At 37.8% G+C, this 24,446-nt stretch carries 24 protein-coding genes and 1 riboswitch; of the genes, 18 read left to right on the plus strand and 6 right to left on the minus strand.

Annotation, left to right across the window (positions count from 1 at the left end):
* Position 1: 1 nt before the first annotated feature.
* Entirely contained in the window at positions 2 to 1,060 is a 1,059-nt protein-coding gene (locus tag BMZ04_RS13365; protein ID WP_093271435.1) for an LLM class flavin-dependent oxidoreductase, read from the minus strand.
* A 184-nt stretch (positions 1,061 to 1,244) separates the two neighbouring features.
* Between BMZ04_RS13365 and BMZ04_RS13370 the strand changes: the two genes are divergently transcribed.
* From BMZ04_RS13370 to BMZ04_RS13395, 6 genes are all read left to right on the plus strand, one after another.
* Positions 1,245 to 2,534, plus strand: coding sequence for an O-acetylhomoserine aminocarboxypropyltransferase/cysteine synthase family protein (locus BMZ04_RS13370; RefSeq protein WP_093271440.1), 1,290 nt, complete (start codon positions 1,245 to 1,247; stop codon positions 2,532 to 2,534).
* 12 nt (positions 2,535 to 2,546) lie between these two features.
* The gene (locus BMZ04_RS13375; protein ID WP_093271444.1) at positions 2,547 to 3,530 is read left to right on the plus strand and encodes an aliphatic sulfonate ABC transporter substrate-binding protein; all 984 of its coding nucleotides are present in this window, start codon (positions 2,547 to 2,549) and stop codon (positions 3,528 to 3,530) included.
* Positions 3,531 to 3,540: 10 nt separating this feature from the next.
* Positions 3,541 to 4,389, plus strand: a complete 849-nt coding sequence (locus BMZ04_RS13380) for an ABC transporter permease (protein WP_093271448.1) — start codon at positions 3,541 to 3,543, stop codon at positions 4,387 to 4,389.
* Positions 4,390 to 4,392: 3 nt separating this feature from the next.
* A complete protein-coding gene (locus BMZ04_RS13385) occupies positions 4,393 to 5,127 on the plus strand; it encodes an ABC transporter ATP-binding protein (RefSeq protein WP_093271453.1) in 735 nt (244 codons plus the stop codon).
* 378 nt (positions 5,128 to 5,505) lie between these two features.
* Entirely contained in the window at positions 5,506 to 6,690 is a 1,185-nt protein-coding gene (locus BMZ04_RS13390; protein ID WP_093271460.1) for a M20 metallopeptidase family protein, read from the plus strand.
* A 20-nt stretch (positions 6,691 to 6,710) separates the two neighbouring features.
* The gene (locus BMZ04_RS13395; protein WP_093271465.1) at positions 6,711 to 8,237 is read left to right on the plus strand and encodes an AbgT family transporter; all 1,527 of its coding nucleotides are present in this window, start codon (positions 6,711 to 6,713) and stop codon (positions 8,235 to 8,237) included.
* Positions 8,238 to 8,437: 200 nt separating this feature from the next.
* Here BMZ04_RS13395 and BMZ04_RS13400 read toward each other — a convergent pair whose 3' ends face one another.
* Both BMZ04_RS13400 and BMZ04_RS13405 read right to left on the minus strand, forming a co-directional pair.
* On the minus strand, positions 8,438 to 9,385 hold the full coding sequence (locus BMZ04_RS13400; RefSeq protein ID WP_093271468.1) for an ATP-grasp domain-containing protein: 948 nt from the start codon (positions 9,383 to 9,385) through the stop codon (positions 8,438 to 8,440).
* A 1-nt stretch (position 9,386) separates the two neighbouring features.
* Positions 9,387 to 10,445: an LLM class flavin-dependent oxidoreductase gene (locus BMZ04_RS13405; protein WP_093271471.1), complete on the minus strand. Its 1,059-nt coding sequence runs from the start codon at positions 10,443 to 10,445 to the stop codon at positions 9,387 to 9,389.
* A gap of 1,243 nt (positions 10,446 to 11,688) precedes the next feature.
* On the opposite strand from BMZ04_RS13405, the gene BMZ04_RS13410 reads away from it, so the two are divergent.
* From BMZ04_RS13410 to BMZ04_RS13435, 6 genes are all read left to right on the plus strand, one after another.
* The gene (locus tag BMZ04_RS13410; RefSeq protein WP_093271474.1) at positions 11,689 to 12,468 is read left to right on the plus strand and encodes an SDR family NAD(P)-dependent oxidoreductase; all 780 of its coding nucleotides are present in this window, start codon (positions 11,689 to 11,691) and stop codon (positions 12,466 to 12,468) included.
* Positions 12,469 to 12,491: 23 nt separating this feature from the next.
* A riboswitch (SAM riboswitch) is annotated at positions 12,492 to 12,604 on the plus strand.
* Positions 12,605 to 12,800: 196 nt separating this feature from the next.
* Positions 12,801 to 13,562, plus strand: a complete 762-nt coding sequence (locus tag BMZ04_RS13415) for a class II aldolase/adducin family protein (protein ID WP_093271477.1) — start codon at positions 12,801 to 12,803, stop codon at positions 13,560 to 13,562.
* A gap of 116 nt (positions 13,563 to 13,678) precedes the next feature.
* Complete coding sequence (locus tag BMZ04_RS13420; RefSeq protein WP_093271481.1) at positions 13,679 to 14,506, plus strand: MetQ/NlpA family ABC transporter substrate-binding protein; 828 nt, start codon at positions 13,679 to 13,681, stop codon at positions 14,504 to 14,506.
* Between the two features lie 15 nt (positions 14,507 to 14,521).
* On the plus strand, positions 14,522 to 15,574 hold the full coding sequence (locus BMZ04_RS13425; RefSeq protein WP_093271484.1) for a methionine ABC transporter ATP-binding protein: 1,053 nt from the start codon (positions 14,522 to 14,524) through the stop codon (positions 15,572 to 15,574).
* Positions 15,571 to 16,236 carry a methionine ABC transporter permease gene (locus BMZ04_RS13430; RefSeq protein ID WP_093271489.1) on the plus strand — a complete coding sequence of 222 codons (666 nt, stop codon included), beginning with the start codon at positions 15,571 to 15,573 and terminating at the stop codon, positions 16,234 to 16,236. Before BMZ04_RS13425 ends, BMZ04_RS13430 begins: the two co-directional genes overlap by 4 nt.
* A gap of 325 nt (positions 16,237 to 16,561) precedes the next feature.
* The gene (locus BMZ04_RS13435) at positions 16,562 to 17,593 is read left to right on the plus strand and encodes a threonine aldolase family protein (RefSeq protein WP_093271493.1); all 1,032 of its coding nucleotides are present in this window, start codon (positions 16,562 to 16,564) and stop codon (positions 17,591 to 17,593) included.
* Between the two features lie 73 nt (positions 17,594 to 17,666).
* Here BMZ04_RS13435 and BMZ04_RS13440 read toward each other — a convergent pair whose 3' ends face one another.
* Positions 17,667 to 18,485, minus strand: coding sequence for a purine-nucleoside phosphorylase (locus BMZ04_RS13440; protein ID WP_093271497.1), 819 nt, complete (start codon positions 18,483 to 18,485; stop codon positions 17,667 to 17,669).
* A 338-nt stretch (positions 18,486 to 18,823) separates the two neighbouring features.
* On the opposite strand from BMZ04_RS13440, the gene queF reads away from it, so the two are divergent.
* The 5 genes from queF (at position 18,824) to BMZ04_RS13465 (ending at position 21,867) form a co-directional block, all read left to right on the plus strand.
* Positions 18,824 to 19,324, plus strand: coding sequence for a preQ(1) synthase (gene queF, locus BMZ04_RS13445; RefSeq protein ID WP_093271502.1), 501 nt, complete (start codon positions 18,824 to 18,826; stop codon positions 19,322 to 19,324).
* Between the two features lie 115 nt (positions 19,325 to 19,439).
* Positions 19,440 to 20,099, plus strand: a complete 660-nt coding sequence (gene queC, locus BMZ04_RS13450) for a 7-cyano-7-deazaguanine synthase QueC (protein WP_093271507.1) — start codon at positions 19,440 to 19,442, stop codon at positions 20,097 to 20,099.
* A gap of 3 nt (positions 20,100 to 20,102) precedes the next feature.
* Positions 20,103 to 20,576, plus strand: coding sequence for a 6-carboxytetrahydropterin synthase QueD (queD, locus tag BMZ04_RS13455; RefSeq protein WP_093271510.1), 474 nt, complete (start codon positions 20,103 to 20,105; stop codon positions 20,574 to 20,576).
* Positions 20,569 to 21,297: a 7-carboxy-7-deazaguanine synthase QueE gene (queE, locus tag BMZ04_RS13460; protein ID WP_093271515.1), complete on the plus strand. Its 729-nt coding sequence runs from the start codon at positions 20,569 to 20,571 to the stop codon at positions 21,295 to 21,297. The genes queD and queE overlap by 8 nt, the downstream gene beginning before the upstream one ends.
* A gap of 30 nt (positions 21,298 to 21,327) precedes the next feature.
* On the plus strand, positions 21,328 to 21,867 hold the full coding sequence (locus tag BMZ04_RS13465; RefSeq protein WP_093271520.1) for a VUT family protein: 540 nt from the start codon (positions 21,328 to 21,330) through the stop codon (positions 21,865 to 21,867).
* A gap of 85 nt (positions 21,868 to 21,952) precedes the next feature.
* Here the strand turns inward: BMZ04_RS13465 and BMZ04_RS13470 are convergent, their stop codons facing one another.
* Positions 21,953 to 22,171 (minus strand): hypothetical protein, encoded by a 219-nt coding sequence (locus BMZ04_RS13470; protein ID WP_093271524.1) that lies wholly within the window; start codon positions 22,169 to 22,171, stop codon positions 21,953 to 21,955.
* 195 nt (positions 22,172 to 22,366) lie between these two features.
* Complete coding sequence (locus tag BMZ04_RS13475) at positions 22,367 to 23,023, minus strand: GntR family transcriptional regulator (RefSeq protein ID WP_093271527.1); 657 nt, start codon at positions 23,021 to 23,023, stop codon at positions 22,367 to 22,369.
* A gap of 198 nt (positions 23,024 to 23,221) precedes the next feature.
* Between BMZ04_RS13475 and BMZ04_RS13480 the strand changes: the two genes are divergently transcribed.
* Positions 23,222 to 24,436: a CaiB/BaiF CoA transferase family protein gene (locus tag BMZ04_RS13480; protein WP_369802669.1), complete on the plus strand. Its 1,215-nt coding sequence runs from the start codon at positions 23,222 to 23,224 to the stop codon at positions 24,434 to 24,436.
* Positions 24,437 to 24,446 lie beyond the last annotated feature (10 nt).

Here is a 24,446-nt window from a genome sequence, read left to right on the forward strand (position 1 = left end):
ATTATTTAGCTCCTAACTTTTGAGATCTAAGCTGTTCAACGATTGGCATTACTTTTTCAGAGAAGCGCTGCATTTCTTCCAGTTGTGGAGAGAATTGAAGAATGAGTAAGTTCACTCCAACTTCTTCATACGCTAAAATTCTTTTCGCAATTTGCTCAGGTGTACCAATTAAGTTCGGACGTAAACCACGGTTTGATACCGAATAATCCTCTAAGCTAACTTTGACATTTAGCTGAGATTTGCTAATGAAATCTTGATAGCCTGCATAACCAGGGCTATCCTCTTGTATATTTTGAATGCGAGCAAGCTCAGCTTGGACCTCTTCCTCTGTATCACGACAAACAATATAGGCAGACATTCCAAACGTATCAAATGGTACTTTGCCAAGTTGTAAACGTCGATTTCTCATATCTTCAATCTTCTCTTGGACCTCTTCAATAGTGCCACCATGCATAACGTATGAGTCACAAGTTTCTGCTATTGTTTGTTTTCCAGCTTCACTTTCTCCTCCCGCATATAGGGGGATATGTTGATCTCGAATTGGTTTAGGTGATAAGTACGTATTTTTATATTCGTAAAATTTGCCTTTGTATGAGTATGGTGTTTGCGTCCATAAGCCCTTTAGTACCTCAAGGAACTCCTCTGTACGCGCATAGCGCTCATCGTGAGCAGTGAAAACACCGCCATATTGGTGCGCTTCCTCTTCCCACCAAGCAGAAACAACATTTAGCGATAATCTACCTCCACTAATATGGTCGATATTCGCCGCTGTTTTTGCAAATAATGCAGGATTGTAAAACCCTGGGCGGATTGCAGTTAAAATTTCTAATTTATTCGTAACTGCTGCTATTGCTGCGGTTGTAGTCCATGCATCTAATGTAGGAGCTTCCATTCCTTTAATATCATTTAAGTTTAACTCCGCAATGAGTGTCATATCATAGCCTAAGTTTTCCGCATTTTGTGCCACTTTTTTAACATAATCAAATGTAGCTGGCATATTTTCATCCTCTACATTACGTAGCCATCCTCCGAAAACCGGCAACCAAAAACCATATTTCATTAGTAAATCCACCTTTCCAAACTTCTTAGAATTATCTGATTATTAATTACAAATTAATCCTACCATATAACTCGTGATTTAACAATGCAATTCACTAAAATATAGTTGACAGGTTGGTTTTGTAAGGATAAGATTACTTATAATTAATATTCGGAAAATTCCATTTAAAAAAGGGGGAATAAAATTGACGCATTATAATTTTGAAACTGTAGCAATTCACGGTGGTCAAACGCCAGATTCTGACTTTGGAGCACGCGCGGTACCAATCTACCAAACTACATCATACGTTTTTGAAAGTGGTGAACATGCACGTAGCTTATTTGCATTGGAGGAAGAAGGCCATATTTACTCGCGTATGAGTAATCCAACTGTTGATGTGTTTGAAAAGCGAATGGCACAGCTTGAAGGAGGGGTAGCGGCTGTAGCAACTTCATCAGGTCAAGCGGCTATTACTTTAGCTCTGCTAACATTGGCTAAGCCAGGTGATGAAATTATTGCATCTTCTAATATTTATGGAGGTACTTACAATTTACTTGCCTCTACTTTGGGTCGTGCAGGCATTAACGTTATCTTTGTACCTGGTACAGAACCACAGCAATTCGCAGAAAAAATAACAGATAAGACAAAGGCGATATTTGCAGAAACAATTGGCAATCCAAGTCTGCATGTTTTAGATATTGAAAAAACGGCAGAAATTGCCCATGCACATGGCGTACCACTTGTTATTGATAGCACATTTACTACACCTTATATTTCAAAGCCAATCGAATGGGGAGCTGACATTGTTGTGCATAGTGCAACGAAATGGATTGGTGGACACGGTACAGCTATTGCAGGCGTCATTATCGACAGTGGAAAATTCCCTTGGGATAATGGACGTTTCCCAGAATTCACAGAGCCAGATCCAACGTACCAGGGCATCCGCTTTTATGAAAAATTTGGTGCTCAAACATTTGCGACGAAGGTTCGTTCACAACTTTTACGAGACTATGGGGCTTCCTTATCACCATTTAATGCGTTCTTACTTCTATTAGGTCTCGAAACATTACACGTACGTATGGATCGTCACAATGAAAACGCGTTGGAATTGGCACGTTACTTAGAAAGCCATGAAGCTGTAGATTGGGTTCGCTATCCGGGGCTTCCATCTCATGATTCCTATAAAAATGCACAAAAATATTTTAAAAATGGCTTTGGCGGAATCATCGTCTTTGGAATAAAAGGGAATCGTAAGACAGCTGCAAAAGTATTAGATGAAACGACGCTTTGGTCCCATCTTGCAAATGTAGGTGATGCAAAATCGCTCATCATTCATCCGGCATCAACAACACATCAACAACTTTCAGGCGAAGACTTGATAAAAACAGGTGTAACGGAAGAGTTAATTCGCCTTTCTGTTGGGATTGAATCCATTGAAGATCTGAAAGAAGACTTAAATCAAGCGTTAAATAAAACGATTTTACAAACAACTTAGGGGGAATTATAGATGAAAAGAAAATTTAAACTCACTATTCCAATTGTATTTTTATTAGTATCTTCACTGGTACTGCAAGCTTGCAGTGGTAGTGCATCTGAGAAAGAATTAGAAACAGTTAGACTAGACTACGCTTATTACTCACCAACTAGTTTAATATTAAAAAAATTCGGTTGGGCAGAAGAAGCTTTTGAAGCGGACAAAGTAAAAGTCGAGTGGACGTTGAGTCAAGGTAGTAACAAGGCATTAGAGTTTCTATCGAGTAATAGCGTTGACTTTGGTTCTGCTGCTGGTGCGGCAACATTAATTTCTAAATCGAAGGACGTTCCAATTAAAAATGTTTATATATTATCAAAGCCAGAATGGACTGCGCTTGTCACGAAGGATGCAAGCATTCAATCTATTGAAGATTTGAAAGGAAAAAAAGTTGCTGCAACATATGGAACAGATCCATATATTTTCTTACTCCGTGCTTTGAATGAAGCTGGATTATCTGAAAAGGATATTGAGTTCGTTAATCTACAGCATAATGATGGCTATCAGGCTCTATTAAAAGGGGATGTCGTTGCATGGGCTGGACTTGACCCAATTATGGCAACAGCGGAATTAGAATCAGATGCTGATTTATTTTACCGTAACCCAGATTTCAACACATATAACTTTTTAAACGTGCGGGAAAGCTTCGCTGACACACACCCAGAAGCAGTTGAAACTGTTATTAATGCTTACGAGAAAGCACGTAACTGGATTATTGAAAACCCGGAGGAAGCTGCTGAAATTATAGCAGAGGAAGCGCAAATTGATTTAGCTACAGCCAAAAAACAATTAGAACGTACAAACTTTGATGAGTATGTACCTTCAGATACTCAAAAGAAAGCTATTAAAGAAGCGGGGGAAATCCTTCAACAAACAGGTGTTGTGAAAGAAGATGTGAATTTAGAGGAAACAATCGATGAGCTAATTGAACCGAAATATGCTGAAACTGCTGGAAAGTGAGGGATTGTAAATGAGTAAAAAGGATATAGAGTTGACCGGGCCGCTAGTCTTAACGGTAAAAGAACGTAAAAAACGTGCAAAAAGAACGAGTGCTAATTGGTCGGCTATTACCCTAAGTCTAGTTATTCCTATATTGCTCCTTGCTGTGTGGTCAATTGTAACTTTTACTGAGCTCATTCCATCCTATCAGCTTCCTTCACCGATAGCTGTAGTAGAAACAATTGTAGGATTAGCACAAGATGGATCACTTTGGTCGCATCTCGGTATTACATTTTCTCGTGTAATCATCGGTAGTTTAATAGGCACAATCATAGCTGTTTTACTTGGCTCTGTCGTTGGATTTTATAGTAAAGCTGAACGCTTATTTGATCCGATTATTCAAGCCTTTAAATCGATTCCATCACTAGCATGGGTACCGCTATTCATACTATGGATGGGAATTGGGGAGCCTTCTAAAATTAGTTTAATCGCGGTCGGTGTATTCTTCCCAGTTTATTTAAATATGGTAAGTGGTATTTTAAATGTCGATCGAAAGCTCATTGAAGTTGGTAAAGTTTATGGTTTAAGCCATTTTGAACTTGTTCGTAGAATAATTTTGCCAGCTACTTTCCCTTCTTTTTTTACAGGTTTACGTAGTGGCTTGGGACTTGGTTGGATGTTCGTCGTTGCAGCAGAATTAATGGGAGCTAGTCAGGGATTAGGCTATTTACTCGTTATAGGTCAAAACTCTTCTTCTCCAGACTTAATTATCGCAAGCATCTTTTTATTTGCCGTCGTTGGGAAATGTACGGATTGGCTAGTAAAGATAGTAGAAAATAAAGTGTTATCATGGCGTGATAATAGTGTCATTGGAGGCTAGATGATGATTTTAGAAATTGACAGGCTTACACGTATATTTGAAGGTAACAATGGTGTGAAAAATGTTTCCTTCAACGTGAAAAAAGGGGAGATTATCGGATTACTTGGAAAAAGTGGCTCTGGTAAAAGTACCATTTTGCGTACCATTGCAGGTCTCGATCAAGGCTACCAAGGGAAGATACAAATACACGGTGATACGATAAATGGCCCACATAAAGAAATTGGTGTCGTTTTTCAGGAAGCGCGCCTCTTTCCTTGGCTTACCGTACTGGAAAATGTCGAATTTGGCTTAACCAACGGGAAAAAGGACAATGAAGAAATTGCCCGTTTCTTTTTAAAGCAAGTTGGGCTAGGTGATGCAGAAAATCTCTATGTAAAGCAATTATCAGGCGGGATGGCACAACGTGTTGCTATAGCTAGAGCACTGGCTGCAAATCCAGGTTTACTTTTAATGGATGAACCATTTAGTGCACTAGATGCCTTTACAAAAATGCAACTTCAAGATTTGGTGTTAGATATTTGGCAGGAGCAAAAACTCACTGTCGTTATGGTCACTCATGACATTGACGAAGCTCTTTATTTGTGTGACCGTATCATAGTACTAGCAGGTAAACCTGGTGAAATTGACCGCGAATTTCATATTGCTGAGCAACGTCCAAGAAATCGTGGTAGTGAATTACTTGCTCGCAAAAAAAGCGAAATTCTCGAAAGCCTTCAGATTGAGTCGGTTCGTATATAAAAAGCAGGAAAACTTATTGTCACACCATAAATTAATTCTTTTAATCCTGTTGTAGATGTAAAGGGACACAACGCAAAGGTAGCATAGATGCACTTTTACGTTTGTTTTAGAAATGAAGCAATATCCACATATAAACAAAAAGAAACACGCATACTGTGATTGCGTGTTTCTTTTTGTTTAGGTCTCCTTTACTGAATTGAACATTAAATTAGTAACATCACTTTCAAAAAAATATTCGCAAATATCTATCAATTTATTAGCAATTTTCCATAAGTATATTGAAATATTGTATAAAACAATGTATATTATAACGTATTAGCACACTAAAGTGCCGGAGCGGTAAGCGAAATTTATTAAGTGAAAGAGGGGTTTATCTAGATGGAATTAAATAAAGTTCTTCAACAAATAGAGGATGTATATCAAGAGGTAATTGGATGGCGCAGACATTTACATCAACATCCAGAACTTTCATTTCAAGAATATAACACATCTCAATATGTGTATGATCTACTCGAAAGCTTTGGTGGTTTTGAATTATCAAGACCTACTAAAACGAGTGTAGTGGCACGTTTAAAAGGGAGTAACCCTGGAAAAATAATTGCGCTTCGTGCGGATATGGATGCTCTTCCTATAAAAGAAGAAACAGATTTGCCATTCGTATCGACAAATGATGGTGTGATGCATGCATGCGGACATGACGGTCATACGGCAATGCTTTTAGGAGCGGCAAAAGTTTTAAAAGATAACCGGGATGATTTAAGTGGTGAATTGGTTTTCATTTTCCAACATGCCGAAGAATTACCACCGGGTGGAGCACAAGAAATGGTGGCTGCAGGTGTACTTGACGGGGTAGATCAAGTGGTAGGCGTTCATCTATTTTCAACGGTTCCAACTGGTACTATCCATATTCGTTATGGTGCTGTTACGGCAGCAAGCGATGTATTTGAAATGACGGTTCAAGGGAAAGGTGGACATGCTTCCACGCCAGAATTGACGATAGATCCTCTTGCTACAGGTGCACAAATTGTAACAGGATTGAATCATATCATTTCTCGTTCAGTAGCTCCTTTAGAAGCGGGTGTAGTGTCTGTCACTAAATTTACCGCTGGCGGGGAAGCACTGAATGTTATTCCAGATACAGTAGAAATTGGTGGTTCTGTTCGAACACTTAGCGCGGACGTCCGTGAACTTGTCAAAAACCGCATAATAGATGTTGCGGAAGGAATAGCAAAGGCAAATGGTGCTGAAGTAGAGGTTTCTTATATGTATGGTTATGGATCTGTTATGAATGATAAGGAAGTAACAGACCAAGTAGTAGGTGTAATAAACGAGCATTTATCGGAAAAGAAGCTTGAATGGGTTAATCCGATACTTGGAGGAGAAGACTTTTCCGCTTTTAGTGATGAGTTGCCTGCTTGCTTTGTTATTATAGGTGCTGGAAACATAGAAAAAGGTATAACACATCCACATCATCATCCGAAATTTGACATTGATGAAAATGCTTTTATGGATGGCCTAAAATTCCATGTGTTTACTGCCTTAACTCTAACTCAAAATAAATAAACAGCTTAGAAGGAGAAATTATGGCTCAAAATACAGTAAAAAAGAAAAGGTCGTTTTTTGACCGAATGCTCGATTCAATAGAGTTTGCCGGTAATAAATTGCCGGATCCGATTGTATTATTTATCATTCTTTGCGGGATAGCTTTAGCGGCCTCTTTTGTAACCTCATTATTTAATGTATCTGCAATTCATCCAGTTACTGGAGAAACAGTAAAAGCAACTAATCTCTTAACCGGTGATGGTCTAGTTAATATTTTGACGAATTCCGTTACGAACTTTAGTTCATTTGCTCCTCTTGGTATGGTTCTTGTCATGATGATTGGGATTGGTCTAGCGGAACAAAGTGGTTTCTTTGCGGTACTTATGAAGCGTGCGGTGATGGCGACACCTAAAAAGCTGATCATTCCAAGCGTGATTCTTATTGCCATTATTGGGAATGCTGCGGGAGATGCAGGTCCAATTGTTTTACCTCCGCTAGCTGCCGCAGTCTTGATGGCGTTTGGTTATCATCCTTTAGTTGGATTAGTTGTCGCATATGCTTCGACGTTAGGGGCATTTGCGGCTAACCTAATAATCGGTATGTCAGATACGCTAGTTGCTGGATTTACGGGACCTGCTGCGCAAACGGTGGATCCAAGTTATGTAGCAAATCCGGCGATGAATTATTATTTTATCGCTGTCTCAACCATCGTGTTATTATTCGTTTCGCTATGGGTTACGCATAAGTTTACGATTCCTCGTTTTGGTGCTTATACAGGGGAAGTGGAAGAAATGGAAGTTGTCTCAACTGAAGAAAAGCGAGGACTCCGATGGGCGGGCATTTCCGCAGTTGCTTTTGTGCTTATTCTATTAGCGTTAATCATTCCTGAAAACGGACTTTTACGTAATCCTGAAACAGGTTCTATTATTGAGGGTTCACCATTAATTAATGGGATTGTACCACTATTAACGGTATTTTTCTTTATTCCGGGACTGTTTTATGGAATTGGTTCTAAGTCTATTAAGAGCTCAAAAGACTTTGGGAATATGTTAGGGAAGTCTATGAGCACGATGGGGCCGTATATTGTTTTGGTATTCTTTGCAGCTCAATTACTTTCATTCTTTGCGGCTAGTAACCTTGGTCCGATTATCGCAATCAAAGGGGCAAACATTTTGGATAGTGCTGGGATTACAGGTATTCCTTTAATCGTCCTATTCATCATTTTTGTTGCATGTGTGAACTTATTAATCGGAAGTGCATCAGCAAAATGGGCAATATTAGCGCCAATATTCGTACCGATGTTTATGTATTTGGATTATGATCCAGCGTTTACGCAGGCAATTTATCGTGTAGGGGATTCTATTACAAATCCAATTACACCGATGCTTCCATATTTAGTCTTGTTGCTATCATTTGCGAAAAAGTATGATAAAAACATTGGATTAGGAACTTTAATTTCAGCTTTATTCCCGTATACTGTATTCTTTGGAATCGTGTGGATCCTACTAGTTATTGTTTGGTACTTATTAGGATTTCCGGTTGGGCCTGAGGGACCTATACATTTATAAACTAAAAGAGCCGTTTCAAAATTCTCCAAAAGGAGGTTTTGAAACGGCTCTTTCCTGCTTTAGGAAATTACAATATTCTAGACATGTGGATAACTTCCTACAAGAACCTCTACGTCCAGACTCCAGCGCCTTGCTCCAGCGCACAGCTCGTCGCGAACTTAGACTTATTCCTCTAACACAGGCGCTTGCGCTTTTGTTCTTTATACGGTTAGTTTTTGTGCTTCTAATGCTTTTTCTAGGAACTTGGCTAGCTCAAGCATGCCGTACTTGCCTTCCTTCGCTTCTGCATCACTGTTATAGTTTGTGTTTGTGTTAATGTCATAAGTGTACACTGTACCAGTCTCATCCGAAATAAATTCAATCCCTGCCACTGTGATTTTGTTGGCCTGTAAAAAAGCTTCGTATTGTGCAATTTGTTCTGAATCAACCTCGTGGATGATTTCGAATTTCGGCTTTTCTTCTACTTGTTCGCCGACAGGGCAAAACAGATCATCGATTTGGCAAGCGTCTGCTGGGCAAAGTTCGAAACCATTTGATGTATCTACTTTTACTGCATAAACAAATTTACCGCCTATAAATTCAGCGCGTGTAATAAACGATTCTGGTGCTTTGATGTATTCCTGAATTAACGTAATACCGTCCACCGGTTCATCATATAGCTCACTGTTTAAGTAAGCCTTTAACGCATCGATGGAGTGGAATAATTGTACGCCTAATCCTTTTCCAGCACGGTTATGTTTTGTAATAAAGGAAGCTTTCCCTAATATTTCAGCAGCCTTTATGACTTGCTGTTTCCCAACTGCACCGACTGTTTTAGGAGTGCGAATGCCTGCTTTTTCTAATGCAAGGTATTGATTAATTTTACTTAATTCTAACGATAGTGCACTTGTGCCATTAAATACTGTACGTCCGTGAAACTCCAACCATGCAAGCACACCTGCTGTTAATTCTGGTGCATAACGGTGATTGCGAGTATGGGATGAAGCACTCATACGACTATAGAAAACACCTTCTGGAGGGGGTGCTGTCAAATCAACGATACCCTCATCTAAATGCCATACTTCGTAAGGTAGCTTTAATTCTTCTAATCGTTTCGTTAAATGAATTGTCCATTCATCATTTTCGTGGATAACATAAATTTTCGACATATTATTTAGCCCCTAACTTTTGAGATCTAAGCTGTTCAACGATTGGCATTACTTTTTCAGAGAAGCGCTGCATTTCTTCCAGTTGTGGAGAGAATTGAAGAATGAGTAAGTTCACGCCAACCTCTTCATACGCTAAAATTGTTTTCGCAATTTGCTCAGGTGTACCAATTAAGTTCGGACGTAAACCACGGTTTGATACCGAATAATCCTCTAAGCTCACTTTGACATTTAGCTGAGATTTGCTAATGAAATCTTGATAGCCTGCATAACCAGGGCTATCCTCTTGTATATTTTGAATGCGAGCAAGCTCAGCTTGGACCTCTTCCTCTGTATCACGACAAACAATATAGGCAGACATTCCAAACGTATCAAATGGTACTTTGCCAAGTTGTAAACGTCGATTTCTCATATCTTCAATCTTCTCTTGGACCTCTTCAATAGTGCCACCATGCATAACGTATGAGTCACAAGTTTCTGCTATTGTTTGTTTTCCAGCTTCACTTTCTCCACCCGCATATAGGGGGATATGTTGATCTCGAATTGGTTTAGGTGATAAGTACGTATTTTTATATTCGTAAAATTTGCCTTTGTATGAGTATGGTGTTTGCGTCCATAAGCCCTTTAGTACCTCAAGGAACTCCTCTGTACGCGCATAGCGCTCATCGTGAGCAGTGAAAACACCGCCATATTGGTGCGCTTCCTCTTCCCACCAAGCGGAAACAACATTTAGCGATAATCTACCTCCACTAATATGGTCGATATTCGCCGCTGTTTTTGCAAATAATGCAGGATTGTAAAACCCAGGGCGGATGGCAGTTAAAATCTCTAATTTATTTGTAACTGCTGCAATTGCTGCTGTTGTAGACCATGCATCTAATGTAGGGGCTTCCATTCCTTTAATATCATTTAAGTTTAACTCCGCAATGAGTGTCATATCATAGCCTAAGTTTTCCGCATTTTGTGCCACTTTTTTAACATAATCAAATGTAGCTGGCATTTTTTCATCCTCTACATTACGTAGCCAACCTCCGAAAACCGGCAACCAAAAACCATATTTCATTAGTAAAATCCACCTTTCCTAACTTCTCGGAATTATCAGATTATTAATTATGTACTAACCCTATCACAGAACTTGTGTTTTAACAATGTAACTCGTTAAAATATAGTTCGCAGGTTAGTTTTGTAAAGATAAGATTGCTTTAATTAATATCCGGGAAATTCTATTTAAAAAGGCAACTTAAAATTGAAGCATTGTAATTTTGAAACTGTAGCAATTCATGGTGGGCAAACACCAGATTCTGACTTTGGAGCACGCGCAGTACTGATTTACCAAACTACATCATACGTTTTGGAGGTCGCGTAGGCATTAACGTTATTTTTGTACCTGGTACAGAACCACAACAATTAGCAGAAAAAATAACAAATAACTTTTAGGGACGAAACAAGTTCCCTTACATTTATTAATCATCTAAATTAAACCACTTCGAGTGTAGTGTGCTTCCTTCTTCTGACCCCTCTGGAGAATAAGAAACTACTAGTTCGATAGATACGGTGAACCGTACCATAAGTAACGGCGAGCTCTCAGTTGGTTCGCTTCTCTTTATTGTGAAAAAGGGGTGGAGCTACGCTAATTTATAACGATTGTATAGATTTAATTACGTTGAAGAACTTAAATCATGAAACAATATTGAAAATGAATGCTTCGCTCACACCGCCTTTATTGTGTTCGTAATCTTTATTGATACATTGAGGCTTGGGAGTATTAACTCATGAATTTTTTTGAGTATAACTACTAGTTTCTAATGAGGCGATTGTAGAACGAACGGCGAAATATGTGGGATATGAACTTTGAAGAGGATATTCTAATAGCGGAATTGACTTAAATGCTGCATGTTCATCTCTCCTACCCCATGCGTTCGTTTAAGAAAGAAAAAGGAATAACGATTAGTCATTTTCTAAACCAAAAGGTCCTTTTGCTTATTGTAATATTACCATAACAGGTATTTTCTCGATGGGGAATAATAACAAAACTAAGTAGTTATAAAGTTATAAAAAGTTTAAAAAACCACTATTTAATAACTTGACATAGTATTATAATCTTGAAATACTATGTCAAGGATACATGCTGAAAAAATATATTTTTCAGGAGAAACTTAGTTAATCTCTCCTTTTATATGATTTCTACCAAGTAGTAAAAATGGTGGTTGAAATTAAAAGAGGAAAAATAGGTTGAGAAGCTAACTAAGAAATTAAGTGTAATATAGATATAAAATGATTTATTTATATTAAGAAAGGAGCTCAATATGAATTTAGGATTAGAGGGAAAAGTTGCACTAATTACAGGATCAAGTAAAGGAATTGGAATGGAAACGGCTCTTCTTTTAGTAAAAGAAGGAGCTAAAGTAACCATTTGTGCAAGAAATGGAAACCGTTTAAAAGAGGCTGCAGCTTATATATTTGAACAAACAGGCAAGGAAGTATTATACATAGAAACGGATGTTACAAAGGAAGAAGATTGTAAAAGGGTTGTCACTTCTACAGTAGAACAATATGGACGTTTAGACATTTTAGTTAATAACGCCGGTACTTCTCAAGCTCGTCCCTTTGAAGAAGTAGGAACGGAACTTTGGCAACAAGATCTTGATTTAAAACTATTTGGTGCCATTCATTGTTCTCGCTATGTGCTACCATATATGCGACAAGTTGGCGGAGGTGCAATAATAAATGTGACAGCGGCAATTGGAAAAACCCCTCCTGCATCTTCATTACCTACTTCAGTTAGCAGAGCAGCAGGTATGGCTCTTACAAAGGCAATGAGTAAAGATCTTGGTCCGGACAATATTCGTGTAAACACTGTATGTATTGGTTGGATTCGAAGTGAACAAGTAGAAAAAATGTGGAAAAATCAAGCACCAGAACTATCATGGGAACAGTTTTCAAGAGAAGATCGCAAAATTCCTCTTGGACGTATCGGAAATACAGAAGAAGCAGCTAAAATTATTACATTCCTTGTTTCAGATGCAGCTTCTTATGTTACAGGTACATCGGTAAATATAGATGGCGGTATGGTAGGTACTTTATAATATTATAATAGTTCAATATAGATTTCTTATCCAGAGAGGTAGAGGGTACAACCCTATGACACCTCTGCAATCTGTTATTATGCTTTTTAGATAAGGTGCTAGCTCCTGCAAGTTTTAATGACTTGAAAGATAATAAGATGGCGTCGAACAAATAAAGTCTCTTCTTAATTGAAGAGACTTTATTTGCCTTGAAAAATTATTGTAATTTTTTTACTATTTGACATTTTTTAAAAAGTATATAAACTTGTTATATAAAAACCAATATGAATAATTGGAATTATACATATATTGGCTTTGTATAAAAAAACAGAAAAGTTAGGAGAATATGAAAAATGGATCATTTTACTAGACCTGGAAAACCCACTTTGAATTCAATTGAGGAAGAAAGAACGTATAGGAAAGAACATCTTGTTGGGGCTTTTCGTATATTCGCTCACTATGGTTATGACGCTGGAGTTGCTGGTCATATTACGGCACGTGATCCAGAACGACTAGATTGCTTCTGGGTAAATCCTATGGGCTTACATTTTGACTCGATTAAAACTTCAGATTTATTGCTTGTGAATCACAATGGTGACATCGTTGAAGGAGAAGGATTATTAAATAAAGCAGCTTTTGCCATTCACTCCCAAGTTCATGCAGCTCGCCCTGATGTTGTAGCTTGTGCCCACGCTCATACGATTTATGGAACTGCATTCTCAACACAGGGACGTTTACTTGACCCAATTACTCAGGATTCTTGCTATTTCTACAATGATCATGCTTTGTTTAATAGCTACTCAGGAGAGGTTTTAGAAACGGAAACGGGTAAGGTCATTGGAGAAGTTCTAGGAAACAACAAGGCTCTTATTCTTCAAAACCATGGATTATTGACAGTTGGAGCAACCGTTGATGCGGCTGCATGGTGGTTTATGGCAATGGATCGTGCCTGCCATGTACAAATCAATGCAGAATCATTAGGGAAACCGATTTTAATTCCAGACGAAGTAGCAAAGCTGACAAGAAGCCAAATTGGAACGGAAGATATCGGTTGGTTTAGCTTCCAACCTTATTGGAATAGCATTGTGAGAAAACAACCTGAGTTATTAGAATAGGACAATAAATAAAAATGATACCATTTAAATGGCTAAAAATTAAATTGACAGGTACGTTTATTTTATTTTAATGGTAACAACATTATTAAGTTGTAAATATAAGTGGAGGCATACATATGAAAAGAACTTTATACGAAATAATAATTGCCATTGGTCTCGTAATCCTATTAGTGGGATGTGCGGGAAATGAAGAAGCTTCAGGAAGTGAAGCTGATAAAGTTATTAAAATTGGCGTGACAGCGGGGCCACATGAAGAAATTACAAATGAAGTTAAAAAACTCGCTGAAAAAGAAGGAATTAAGTTAGAAGTTGTCACTTTTAATGATTTCATACTTCCAAACAGAGCCCTTGAAAAAGGAGAAATTGATTTAAATTCGTATCAAAACCTTCCCTTTTTAGAGACATTTAACGAAGACCATAATGCAGATCTTGTTTCAATTGGAAAATCGGTTGCTATGCTTATGGGGTTATACTCAACAAAATACGATAGTGTTGAAGATCTTCCACAAGGAGCTACAGTAGGATTACCAAACGATCCAGTCAATCGTTCAAGAGCATTATATGTTTATCAAAATGCTGGACTTATCAAACTAAAACCTGGAACTGATGATAAAAATGCAACTGTACTAGATATAGCTGAAAATCCAAAAGAGCTAAAATTCAAAGAGCTGGAATCTGCCATGCTAGCTAGAGCAATGACAAGTCTAGATGCTTCAACTTTAAACAGCAATTTTGCCTTACAAGAGGGCTATAAGCCAAAAGAGGATGCCATGTACCTAAATAATGAAGAAAAATTTATGGGTGTGGTAGTAACGACTAAAGAAAATAAAGATAATGAGGCATATAAAAGGATAGTAGAATTATATCATGCAGAAGAAGTAAAGAAATTTGTCGAGGAAAGATATGACGGAGTTATAAGACACGCTGAAGACCCTTTTAACTGAGCAAGGAGCATAAAAATGATTGAGCTTATAGATATTCACAAAACATTTAGAGTAGATAAACGTGAAGTAGAGGCCTTAAAAGGTGTTACCATCCGTGTGAGAAAAGGCGAGATATATGGTGTAATAGGCTTCAGCGGCGCTGGTAAAAGCACCTTGTTACGTATGATTAACCTCTTGGAAAAACCTACGAGTGGAAAGGTGATTGTCAGTGGACAAGATCTCTTGGAACTCAATGAAAAGCAATTAAGAGGCGCTCGAAAGAAAATAGGGATAATTTTTCAACATTTTAATTTGTTGAGTTCTTATAATATCTTTGACAATGTGGCTGAAATTCTTCGTATGAATAAAGTATCTAAGCAGGAAATCAAAAGGAAAGTAGATGAATTGCTTAAACTTGTGGGATTGGAAGATAAAGCAGAGGCATATCCATCGCAACTTTCCGGAGGACAGAAACAACGTGTAGGTATTGCTCGCGCACTAGCGATGGATCCAGAAATCCTGCTGTGTGACGAAGCAACTTCTGCATTAGACCCTCAGACTACTGAATCAATCCTTGATTTATTGCTGGATATTAATGAAAAATTAGGGCTAACAATTGTTCTTATCACACATGAAATGCATGTCATTCAGAAAATTTGCGATCAAGTAGCAGTCATGGAAAATGGACAAGTAATTGAACAAGGTAGTGTTCTTGATATCTTTAGCGTACCAAAACACAATACAACTAAAAATTTTATGCGGACTATTTTTAATGATGAAATGCCAGAGGAAATGGTAAACAAGATTAAGAAAGTGAATTCTTATACAACAAGATTGCGGGTAACATTCCGTGGAGATGCAGCAATGGACTCGGTTATCGGTAATATTTCTTCAAAATTTGCTGTGGATACAAATATTTTATATGGTTCAATCACTTCTATAAAAGGGACTGCTTTAGGTATTCTCATTATTCAACTTTCAGGAGAAAGAGATATCGTGGAAGAAGCTATTTCCTATATTAAGGGAGCGGTTTACCATGTTGAAGTTCAAGCCCAAAAAGAAGGTAAGCAAGAGGTGTTAAATACATGACAGAGAGATTACTAGAATTGACACCGCTATTTACTTTATCGATATATGAAACGTTAATGATGGTCGTGATTTCCCTAGTTATCGCAACTTTAATTGGAATTCCATTAGGGATCCTGTTAGTTATTACACGGCCAAACCATTTAGCGCCGAATCGCTGGATATTTCAGATTCTAAATATCATAATAAATATTATCCGTTCTGTGCCATTTATCATTTTGATGGTCGCCATCATTCCTTTTACTGAAATTCTTGTGGGTTCTGCCATTGGTATAGAAGGAGCGGTTGTACCACTTATTGTATATACTGCTCCTTTTATCGCCAGACTTATGGAAACGGCTTTGCTCGAGGTAGATCAGGGTGTCATCGAAGCTTATTTGTCTATGGGAGCATCCCGCACTCAGATCATCAGACGCATTATGATAAGAGAGGCCAGACCCGGCATTTTACTTTGCTTGACGATCGCTACGATCGGTTTAATAGGAGCTACTGCCATGGCAGGTGCAGTGGGGGCAGGTGGATTGGGTGATCTTGCCCTAAGATATGGTTATCAACAGTGGGACTTACCAGTCATGATGGTAACTGTAATTATTCTCATCATTATTGTACAATGCATTCAATCGCTTGGAAACTGGGCAGCAAATAAAATGAAAAAAAATTTATAAAACTCTTTTTGAATGATTAAAACGGACTTAATGACGATACAAAAGGGATGCCCCAAAAGTGAGCACTTTTGGGGCGTTTTTTATGCATAAAAAACAAGAAAACCATCCTTTTGATATAATTGAATCACCACAAAACAAAAATATCTATAAAAGGAATGGTCTCTTACTAATTTTCGTTCATTCTCTGCCAGTACAACCGTTACGTTTCATTTGATTAACTTAATATTGCCCATGTGCTGCTTCTGGGTTCAATATAGATAATTTAGCATGATATGTTACGATATCTAATAAGCAATAACGCTATTTTTCGAGTGGAGGAATTTATATGTATAGCTTCAAGATTGATTACGCTGAAGGAGCACATCCTAGAATTTTGCAGGCTTTAATAGATTCGAATTTTGTACAAGAAGAAGGCTATGGAGATGATAGCTTTACTCAAAAAGCAATCGAGCTTTTGAAGGAGAAATTAGAGAGGCAGGATGTTGATATACACCTATTATCGGGCGGGACCCAAACAAACTTAACGGCAATTTCCGCTTTTCTTCGACCACATGAAGCGGCAATCGCTGCTAGTACAGGTCATATATTCACACATGAAACAGGTGCAATTGAAGCTACTGGACATAAAGTCGTTTCGGTAGAAACGAAAGATGGAAAACTGAATCCCTCTCTAATAAAAGAAGTTCTGGACCTCCATACAGATGAACATATGGTAAAACCAAAGTTGGTTTACCTATCAAATTCAACAGAAATTGGCTCTATCTACATGAAGAGTGAACTGACGGATTTAAGAGATTTTTGTAAAGAGCATAATCTTATATTATATATGGATGGGGCAAGACTGGGGTCAGCGCTGTGCTCTGATGATAATGACTTAAAGCTACGTGACATTCCATCACTTGTGGATGCTTTCTATATTGGTGGGACGAAGAACGGTGCACTTTTAGGAGAGGCATTAGTTATTTGCTGTAATTCTTTAAAAGAAGACTTTCGTTTTCATTTGAAGCAAAAAGGGGCTCTTCTAGCAAAAGGGAGACTATTAGGTAGTCAATTTTATGAACTATTCCGGGATGATTTGTTTTTCGAATTGGCCCAGCATGCGAATAAGATGGCAACCATTCTTAGGGAAGAATGTAGCAATGCCAATTTTTCATTTTTGACCTATTCTCCATCGAATCAAATCTTTCCAATATTACCGAATGCACTTATTGCGGAGCTTCAAAAAAACTACGCATTTATTGTATGGCAAAAGGTTGATTCTACTCATTCGGCGATTCGATTAGTAACATCATGGGCGACAAAAGAGGAAAAAGTAAGAGCTTTTGTGGAGGATATGAAAAAATATAATGAGTTGTGAAAGTGATTTTTTTGTCCCTGTGTCGCAAACAATTTAGAATTGTTTCTGACACAGGGACCTTTTTTGAAATTTATTAAATCTCTTCTAAAATTCCTTTTACCAATCCTATAAATTTTACCTTTACCTGACTAGCAACCTCAATTACTTCATCGTGGTTCAACGGCTGATCTAATATTCCACTTGCCATATTCGTTATGCAAGAAATACCAAGTACTTTCATACCGCCGTGAGTAGCTACAATCGCTTCTGGTACCGTTGACATACCTGCTGCGTCAGCTCCTAATGTGCGGAACATACGAATTTCAGCAGGAGTTTCATAAGTAGGGCCACTCCACCAAGCATATACACCTTGCTGTAATGGTATATTTTGCTCATTCGCTACTTTCGTTGCAATACTACGAAGCTCCTTATTATATACCTCTGATAAATCAGGGAAACGAGTTCCTAGTTTGTCGTTGTTTGGTCCAATTAATGGATTAGCACCTGTTAAGTTAATATGGTCCGTAATTAACATTAAATCTCCAGGGCTAAAGCTTGTATTCACAGCACCGCAAGCATTTGTAATGATAATATTTTCAATACCTAGCGCTTTCATCACACGTACTGGGAAAGTTACCTCATCTAAAGTGAACCCTTCATAATAATGAAAACGACCTTTCATAGCTGCAACGATCTTGCCATTCAACTCTCCTATAACGAGTTCGTTCGCATGTCCAATTGCTTCCGACTTTGCAAAGTGTGGAATTTCGCTATAAGGGATTTTAACAGCATTTTGAATGTCATCCGCAAGGCTTCCTAGTCCTGATCCTAAAATCAGTCCAACTACAGGACGGTGGTCCGTTTTAGTCATAATAAAATCTTTAGTTTCTAAAATATTTTCGATGTTGTGCATGTATTATTCCTCCTCGAGACATTACGTCTAGTGCATGTCCTCTTTAAAACAAAGCGTGTTATCGTTAAAAGTTTAATGGAGGGAAGGTATATTGTAAAGAAACTATATAAATCCTTATTTGACGTTTTCCAAAGTATTCTATATGATGAATAAGTACCCGACTTAATCGGGAGAGGTTCATAGCTGATACCCTCTATAAAAAACTATGGATACATGACTTTTCGCCATGTCCATATTTGGACATGGCTTTTTTATGTAATATCCAAAGTTTGGAATAGATTGATTGGTGATGCCTCTTTTAAAAGTGTTGGGAAACATTTTCAGGGAGGTTTTTTATTATGTCTGGCAGAAGCCAAGAAGAAGGTTTAAAGGATTTAACATTGTTAGGTAATCAGGGAACTCAATATTCATTTGAGTATGCGCCTGAGGTATTGGAGTCGGTAGATAGTCTACATTCCAATCGTGATTATTTCGTCAAATTTAATTGCCCAGAGTTCACTAGTTTATGCCCAATTACACAACAGCCTGATTTTGCGACGATGTACATCTCGTACATACCGGATAAAAAAATTGTAGAGAGTAAATCACTAAAGTTATATTTGTTTAGTTTTAGAAACCATGGTGATTTCCATGAAGATTGCGTGAACATCATCATGAACGATCTAATTAAATTACTTGATCCAAGGTATATTGAGGTTTGGGGCAAGTTTACACCGCGTGGTGGGATTTCCATTGATCCATGGTGCAATTACGGGAGACCAGGTACTAAATATGAAGAAATAGCAAATTATCGTTTGATGAACCATGATCTATACCCAGAAAAAATAGATAATCGCTAAATTGAATAGTTCGTATGACGAAGGAAGAGGTTTTTAGCTACCCTCTTTAAAAAACTAAGAAGAAAACAGCATTCTTTTTAGGGTGCTGTTTTTTCGTTATAAGGGAGTTTTACAGATGAAGCAGGAAAAGGCAATCATTGTGTTTAGCGGAGGACAGGACAGTACGACTTGTCTATTCTGGGCAAAAGAACGTTTTAAAGAGATTGAGGCCGTGACTTTTGATTATGGGCAAAGGCATAGCCTTGAAATTGAATGTGCGAAAGAGATAACAGAAGAGCTCGGTATTAAGCATCATATTTTGGATATGTCGCTTTTGAATCAGCTTGCACCGAATGCATTAACTCGAGATGACATCGAGGTAGAAGACGGAGAAGAAGGTGAGCTGCCATCGACTTTTGTGCCCGGGAGAAATCTACTCTTTCTTTCATTTGCCGGAGTTTTAGCGAGCCAAGTAGGAGCCAAGCATATTGTGACTGGGGTTTGTGAAACAGATTTTAGCGGATATCCCGATTGCCGAGATATTTTTGTTAAATCCTTAAACGTAACATTAAATTTAACAATGGATGATACCTTTGTAATTGATACGCCACTTATGTGGCTGACAAAGGCACAAACATGGGAGCTTGCTGATAGCCTTGGTGCACTTGAGTTCGTTCGAGAAAAAACGCTGACCTGCTATAACGGTGTCATTGCAGATGGCTGTGGGGAATGCCCGGCATGCAAGCTGAGAAATAGAGGGCTTGAAGAATATTTAAACTTCAAGAAGGAGTCCTGAGGCATGACCGATTTTAGAATTGTCGATAAGCTTCAAAAAATAGATGTAGATATACAAAGTAATCAATTAAAGCATCATTCCAAACGTGTTCTCGTGAGCAAAGAATTTACTTTCGATGCTGCCCATCATTTACATAACTATGAAGGGAAATGTAAAAATCTGCACGGTCATACGTATCGTGCCGTATTAGGATTGAGTGGATACACGGATGAACGCGGTTTGATGATTGATTTTGGCGATATAAAAGAAATATGGAAACAAAAAATAGAGATTTATTTAGATCATCGTTATTTAAATGAAACCCTTCCACCGATGAATACAACGGCAGAAAATATCGTTGTCTGGATTTACGAAAAGTTAGCTAAAGCCCTACTTGATGAACAACGATATAACGGGGCGCGTGTAGAATTTATCAAACTGTATGAAACTCCGACTAGCTATGCTGAAGCGAGAAGGGAGTGGATGGAAGTTGAGTAAGGTACCTGTTATGGAGATTTTTGGACCGACGATTCAAGGTGAGGGAATGGTAGTAGGACAGAAGACAATGTTTGTTCGAACTGCAGGCTGTGACTATTCTTGTTCTTGGTGTGATTCATCGTTTACATGGGATGGTAGCGGCAAGCATCTAATTGTACAAATGACTGCAGAAGAGATTTGGTCTGAATTAAAACGCCTTGGAGGCAATGGTTTTTCCTATGTTACGCTCTCTGGTGGGAATCCTGCTCTTCTTCGAAATTTGGAATCAGTTATTGCTATTTTAAAAGAAAACGATATAAAGATAGGAGTGGAGACACAAGGAAGCAAATGGCAGGAATGGCTGCATGATATCGATGAACTGACGATTTCACCAAAGCCTCCTAGTTCCGGAATGCTCACGGATTTTACCGTGCTCACTGATATCTTAGGTAAACTTAAAAATCGAAACAGCGAGCAGCATATCTCTCTCAAAATAGTTGTATTCGATCAAGCGGATTATGAGTATGCGAAGCAAGTTCACCTTCGATACCCAACAATCCCATTTTATCTCCAGGTCGGTAATGATGATATTACGGCGACTGACAATCCACGGCTAGTCAACCATTTATTAGAGAAGTACGAAGAGCTGATCGACTGGGTGATTGCAGATGAGGAATTAAGAGATGTCAAAGTACTACCACAGCTGCACGCTCTCGTTTGGGGAAATAAAAGAGGCGTATAGCCACAAAATAATTGTTTGAGGAGTAACATCATGAGAATTTTATTTTATTTATTATCTATTGTCACCGCAAATGTGGTAACCGCAGCATTTGCGCCATTGCAATTTGGAATGTTTATCGTCCCTATGGGAACTCTTTTGATCGGAGCGACCTTCATTTTCCGCGATCTTGTACAAAATAAATACGGAAGGTCAAAGACGTATTTATTTATTGTTTTAGCTTTGGCCCTATCCGCATTGGTTTCATCCATGCTTGGGGACACGCTATTAATAGTGCTGGCATCCGCACTGTCATTTGTTATTGCTGAAACAGCTGATACCGAGATCTATACGAGGTTAAAACTACCAATGGCATGGCGTGTGTTCTATAGCGGTATTGTTGGAGGGTTTCTAGATTCTGCGATTTTCGTAGTAATTGGCTTAAGTCCACTTGGTGCCAATTTTCTTCCTTGGGAAGCTGTGCCATTCGCTATTTTGGGACAAATTATCGTGAAGACGGTTATCCAAATGTTTGGTGCACTGATTTTGAATCAGGTTTATGTACGTAAGGAAAGAAGCCTTATTTCGGAATAACCCTAATTACTAGCGTATAAAAATAGCCCTCCAATTAATCGAAAGTTTTCGATACATTGGAGGGCTTCCCTAGTGATACTTGAAATTATTTCGAAAAATAACCTGTAAATAGCTTATAAGAAAGGAGCCCAGCAATAAGAACAAGCGCTCTTTTGAAATTTTTAACGGAGATTCGTTTTTCTGTATCTATGTCTTTTTCTTTTTCGTTATTTGCCATGAGCATAGCGGCAAGTAAAATGATGACAGGGGGCATCGTTATCATAATGAACGGTTCGATAATAATTGATAAGAAGGGAATCATCATATCTTTTTCGTCTAGATAGAAATAAGTGGAAATAGCCGCAATTGCTGCACTACCTAAACTAACTACGATCCATTTAGCAGTTGAATAATTTATAGTTGAATCCTCCTTTATTTGTCATTCATAATATAATGCCTTTGTTAGCGTGGTAATTGGATACTTTTTTAAAAAGCCCTTGTGTAAGGAACAATTCACATTTTACTTAGATTCGATAGCATCTAATATTGTTTTAAAACTACTTTCAATATGGATTCTCATTTCTTTTTCCGCTAAATTGGCGTCTTGATTTTTAATGGCAATAAATATCTTTTCATGATCTTCTACAAAATCACTAAAATCACTCAAATGTTCTTTTAATATCCGTGTTCTAATAAATAATATTTTAGTTTTAATAGTATCGCAGATTTTTATCAGTTGTTCATTATTGGATGCTGTTTGAATGATATCGTGAAAAGCTTGGTTAAGAATGGTCAAATTTTTCTTATTGTTGTCTTTCAATGCTTGCTTTGAATCTGAAATCACTTTTTCTAGCTGCACTATTTCATTTGAAGAAATACGTTGAGTAGCTAACTTCGCGGCTAAAGACTCAATACTTATTCTACATTCATATACATCTGAGATTTCTTTTTTGTCTGGTTTGTAAATAGATATAATTTTGTCATTTCTTATTAGTAGACCATCTTTTAATAGCATTTGAAATGCTTCTCTAATAGTTCCTCTACTTACCCCTAGCTGCTCGGCTATTCTCGTTTCAATTATTCTTTCACCTGGAAGAATGTCACCATTCATAATTTGTTCTTTAATTATATTATAAACCTGGTTATGCAACAGATCCGTTTTTTGTATTTTTCTCATATGGGCCTCCAATTCACCTCTAATTATTCTTATTATACATATAGGCAATAAGCTAAACCAATATAGCAATCACTTAGATATTACATCCATTCACGGTAGACCGTCAACGGTTGACAAAGGATATAGGGTTAGTGTATTATTCAAATTATCCAAAAATTATAAATAAAAGCGCTTTCAAAATGATTGTGAAGAGGTGGAATTATGAACCAAAAGAAAAAAATGGGTGCACTAGAAGGAATAAAAGTTTTAGAATTGGGGTCTCTCATCGCAGGACCTTTTGCCGGTAGATTATTTGCAGACTTTGGAGCAGAAGTTATTAAAGTTGAACCACCTAAAAAAGGGGATCCAATTAGAAAATGGAGGGTTTTACACGAAGGTACTTCCTTATGGTGGTATGTACAATCTCGAAATAAACAAAGTGTAACCCTAGATTTACGAACAGAAGAAGCTCAAGAAATAATAAAAAAATTAGCTAAAGAAGTAGATGTTATTATTGAAAATTTTAAACCTGGAACTTTAGAAAGCTGGGGAATTGGTTATGAAACTTTAAAAGAAATAAATCCAAAAATTATTATGGTAAGAGTATCTGGATATGGACAAGATGGGCCGTATAAAAACAAACCTGGATTTGGAAGTATTGGTGAAGCGATGGGAGGAATTCGTTATTTAACAGGTCATGAAGATAGACCACCTACACGAGTGGGAATTAGCTTAGGTGATTCCGTAGCTGCTTTATATGCTGTTATTGGGGCACTAATGGCTATTTATCATCGTGATGTTAAGGGAGGAGATGGACAATTTATAGATGTAGCTCTATATGAAGCTATATTTAGTTTGATGGAGAGTACAGTCCCTGAATATGATCAATTTGGGATAGTACGGGAACGTTCCGGAAGTACATTACCAGGTATAGCGCCTTCTAATAGTTACTTGTGTAAAGATGGTAAATATGTAGTCATAGGAGCAAATGGCGATGGAATATTTAAAAGACTCATGACTGCGATTGAAAGACTGGATCTGTGTAATGATCCAAAATATGAGACTAACGATGGGCGTGTTAAACATTCGGAATATCTAGATTCAATTATAGAATCTTGGACTAAACAGCACTCGTTAGAAGATGCGTTAGTTATTTTAGATAAAAATAGCATTCCAGCAGGAGCAATTTATAGTGTCAGTGACATTATGGAAGACCCACATTACTTAGCTAGAGATATGATTTGCGATTTAGAAGTAGAGAATTTAGGAACGCTAAAAGTGCCTGGTATAGTACCAAAACTAAGCGAAACACCTGGGAGTATTAAATGGGCTGGTCCAACGCTAGGTAAACATACAGAACAAGTTTTAAAGAGTATACCAGGTTTTGACGATGAGTATGTGCAAGAATTAAAAAGCAAAGGCATTATAGAATAATAGACTATGA

It is taken from the genome of Psychrobacillus sp. OK032 (assembly GCF_900111345.1).
Classification (GTDB): domain Bacteria; phylum Bacillota; class Bacilli; order Bacillales_A; family Planococcaceae; genus Psychrobacillus.

Coding starts and splice junctions, on each gene's coding strand:
- BMZ04_RS13365 (WP_093271435.1), bottom strand. CDS start 1,060: ATGAAATATGGTTTTTGGTTGCCGGTTTTCGGAGGATGGCTACGTAAT.
- BMZ04_RS13375 (WP_093271444.1), top strand. CDS start 2,547: ATGAAAAGAAAATTTAAACTCACTATTCCAATTGTATTTTTATTAGTA.
- BMZ04_RS13380 (WP_093271448.1), top strand. CDS start 3,541: ATGAGTAAAAAGGATATAGAGTTGACCGGGCCGCTAGTCTTAACGGTA.
- BMZ04_RS13385 (WP_093271453.1), top strand. CDS start 4,393: ATGATTTTAGAAATTGACAGGCTTACACGTATATTTGAAGGTAACAAT.
- BMZ04_RS13390 (WP_093271460.1), top strand. CDS start 5,506: ATGGAATTAAATAAAGTTCTTCAACAAATAGAGGATGTATATCAAGAG.
- BMZ04_RS13395 (WP_093271465.1), top strand. CDS start 6,711: ATGGCTCAAAATACAGTAAAAAAGAAAAGGTCGTTTTTTGACCGAATG.
- BMZ04_RS13400 (WP_093271468.1), bottom strand. CDS start 9,385: ATGTCGAAAATTTATGTTATCCACGAAAATGATGAATGGACAATTCAT.
- BMZ04_RS13405 (WP_093271471.1), bottom strand. CDS start 10,445: ATGAAATATGGTTTTTGGTTGCCGGTTTTCGGAGGTTGGCTACGTAAT.
- BMZ04_RS13410 (WP_093271474.1), top strand. CDS start 11,689: ATGAATTTAGGATTAGAGGGAAAAGTTGCACTAATTACAGGATCAAGT.
- BMZ04_RS13415 (WP_093271477.1), top strand. CDS start 12,801: ATGGATCATTTTACTAGACCTGGAAAACCCACTTTGAATTCAATTGAG.
- BMZ04_RS13420 (WP_093271481.1), top strand. CDS start 13,679: ATGAAAAGAACTTTATACGAAATAATAATTGCCATTGGTCTCGTAATC.
- BMZ04_RS13425 (WP_093271484.1), top strand. CDS start 14,522: ATGATTGAGCTTATAGATATTCACAAAACATTTAGAGTAGATAAACGT.
- BMZ04_RS13430 (WP_093271489.1), top strand. CDS start 15,571: ATGACAGAGAGATTACTAGAATTGACACCGCTATTTACTTTATCGATA.
- BMZ04_RS13435 (WP_093271493.1), top strand. CDS start 16,562: ATGTATAGCTTCAAGATTGATTACGCTGAAGGAGCACATCCTAGAATT.
- BMZ04_RS13440 (WP_093271497.1), bottom strand. CDS start 18,485: ATGCACAACATCGAAAATATTTTAGAAACTAAAGATTTTATTATGACT.
- queF (WP_093271502.1), top strand. CDS start 18,824: ATGTCTGGCAGAAGCCAAGAAGAAGGTTTAAAGGATTTAACATTGTTA.
- queC (WP_093271507.1), top strand. CDS start 19,440: ATGAAGCAGGAAAAGGCAATCATTGTGTTTAGCGGAGGACAGGACAGT.
- queD (WP_093271510.1), top strand. CDS start 20,103: ATGACCGATTTTAGAATTGTCGATAAGCTTCAAAAAATAGATGTAGAT.
- BMZ04_RS13465 (WP_093271520.1), top strand. CDS start 21,328: ATGAGAATTTTATTTTATTTATTATCTATTGTCACCGCAAATGTGGTA.
- BMZ04_RS13470 (WP_093271524.1), bottom strand. CDS start 22,171: ATGATGATTCCCTTCTTATCAATTATTATCGAACCGTTCATTATGATA.
- BMZ04_RS13475 (WP_093271527.1), bottom strand. CDS start 23,023: ATGAGAAAAATACAAAAAACGGATCTGTTGCATAACCAGGTTTATAAT.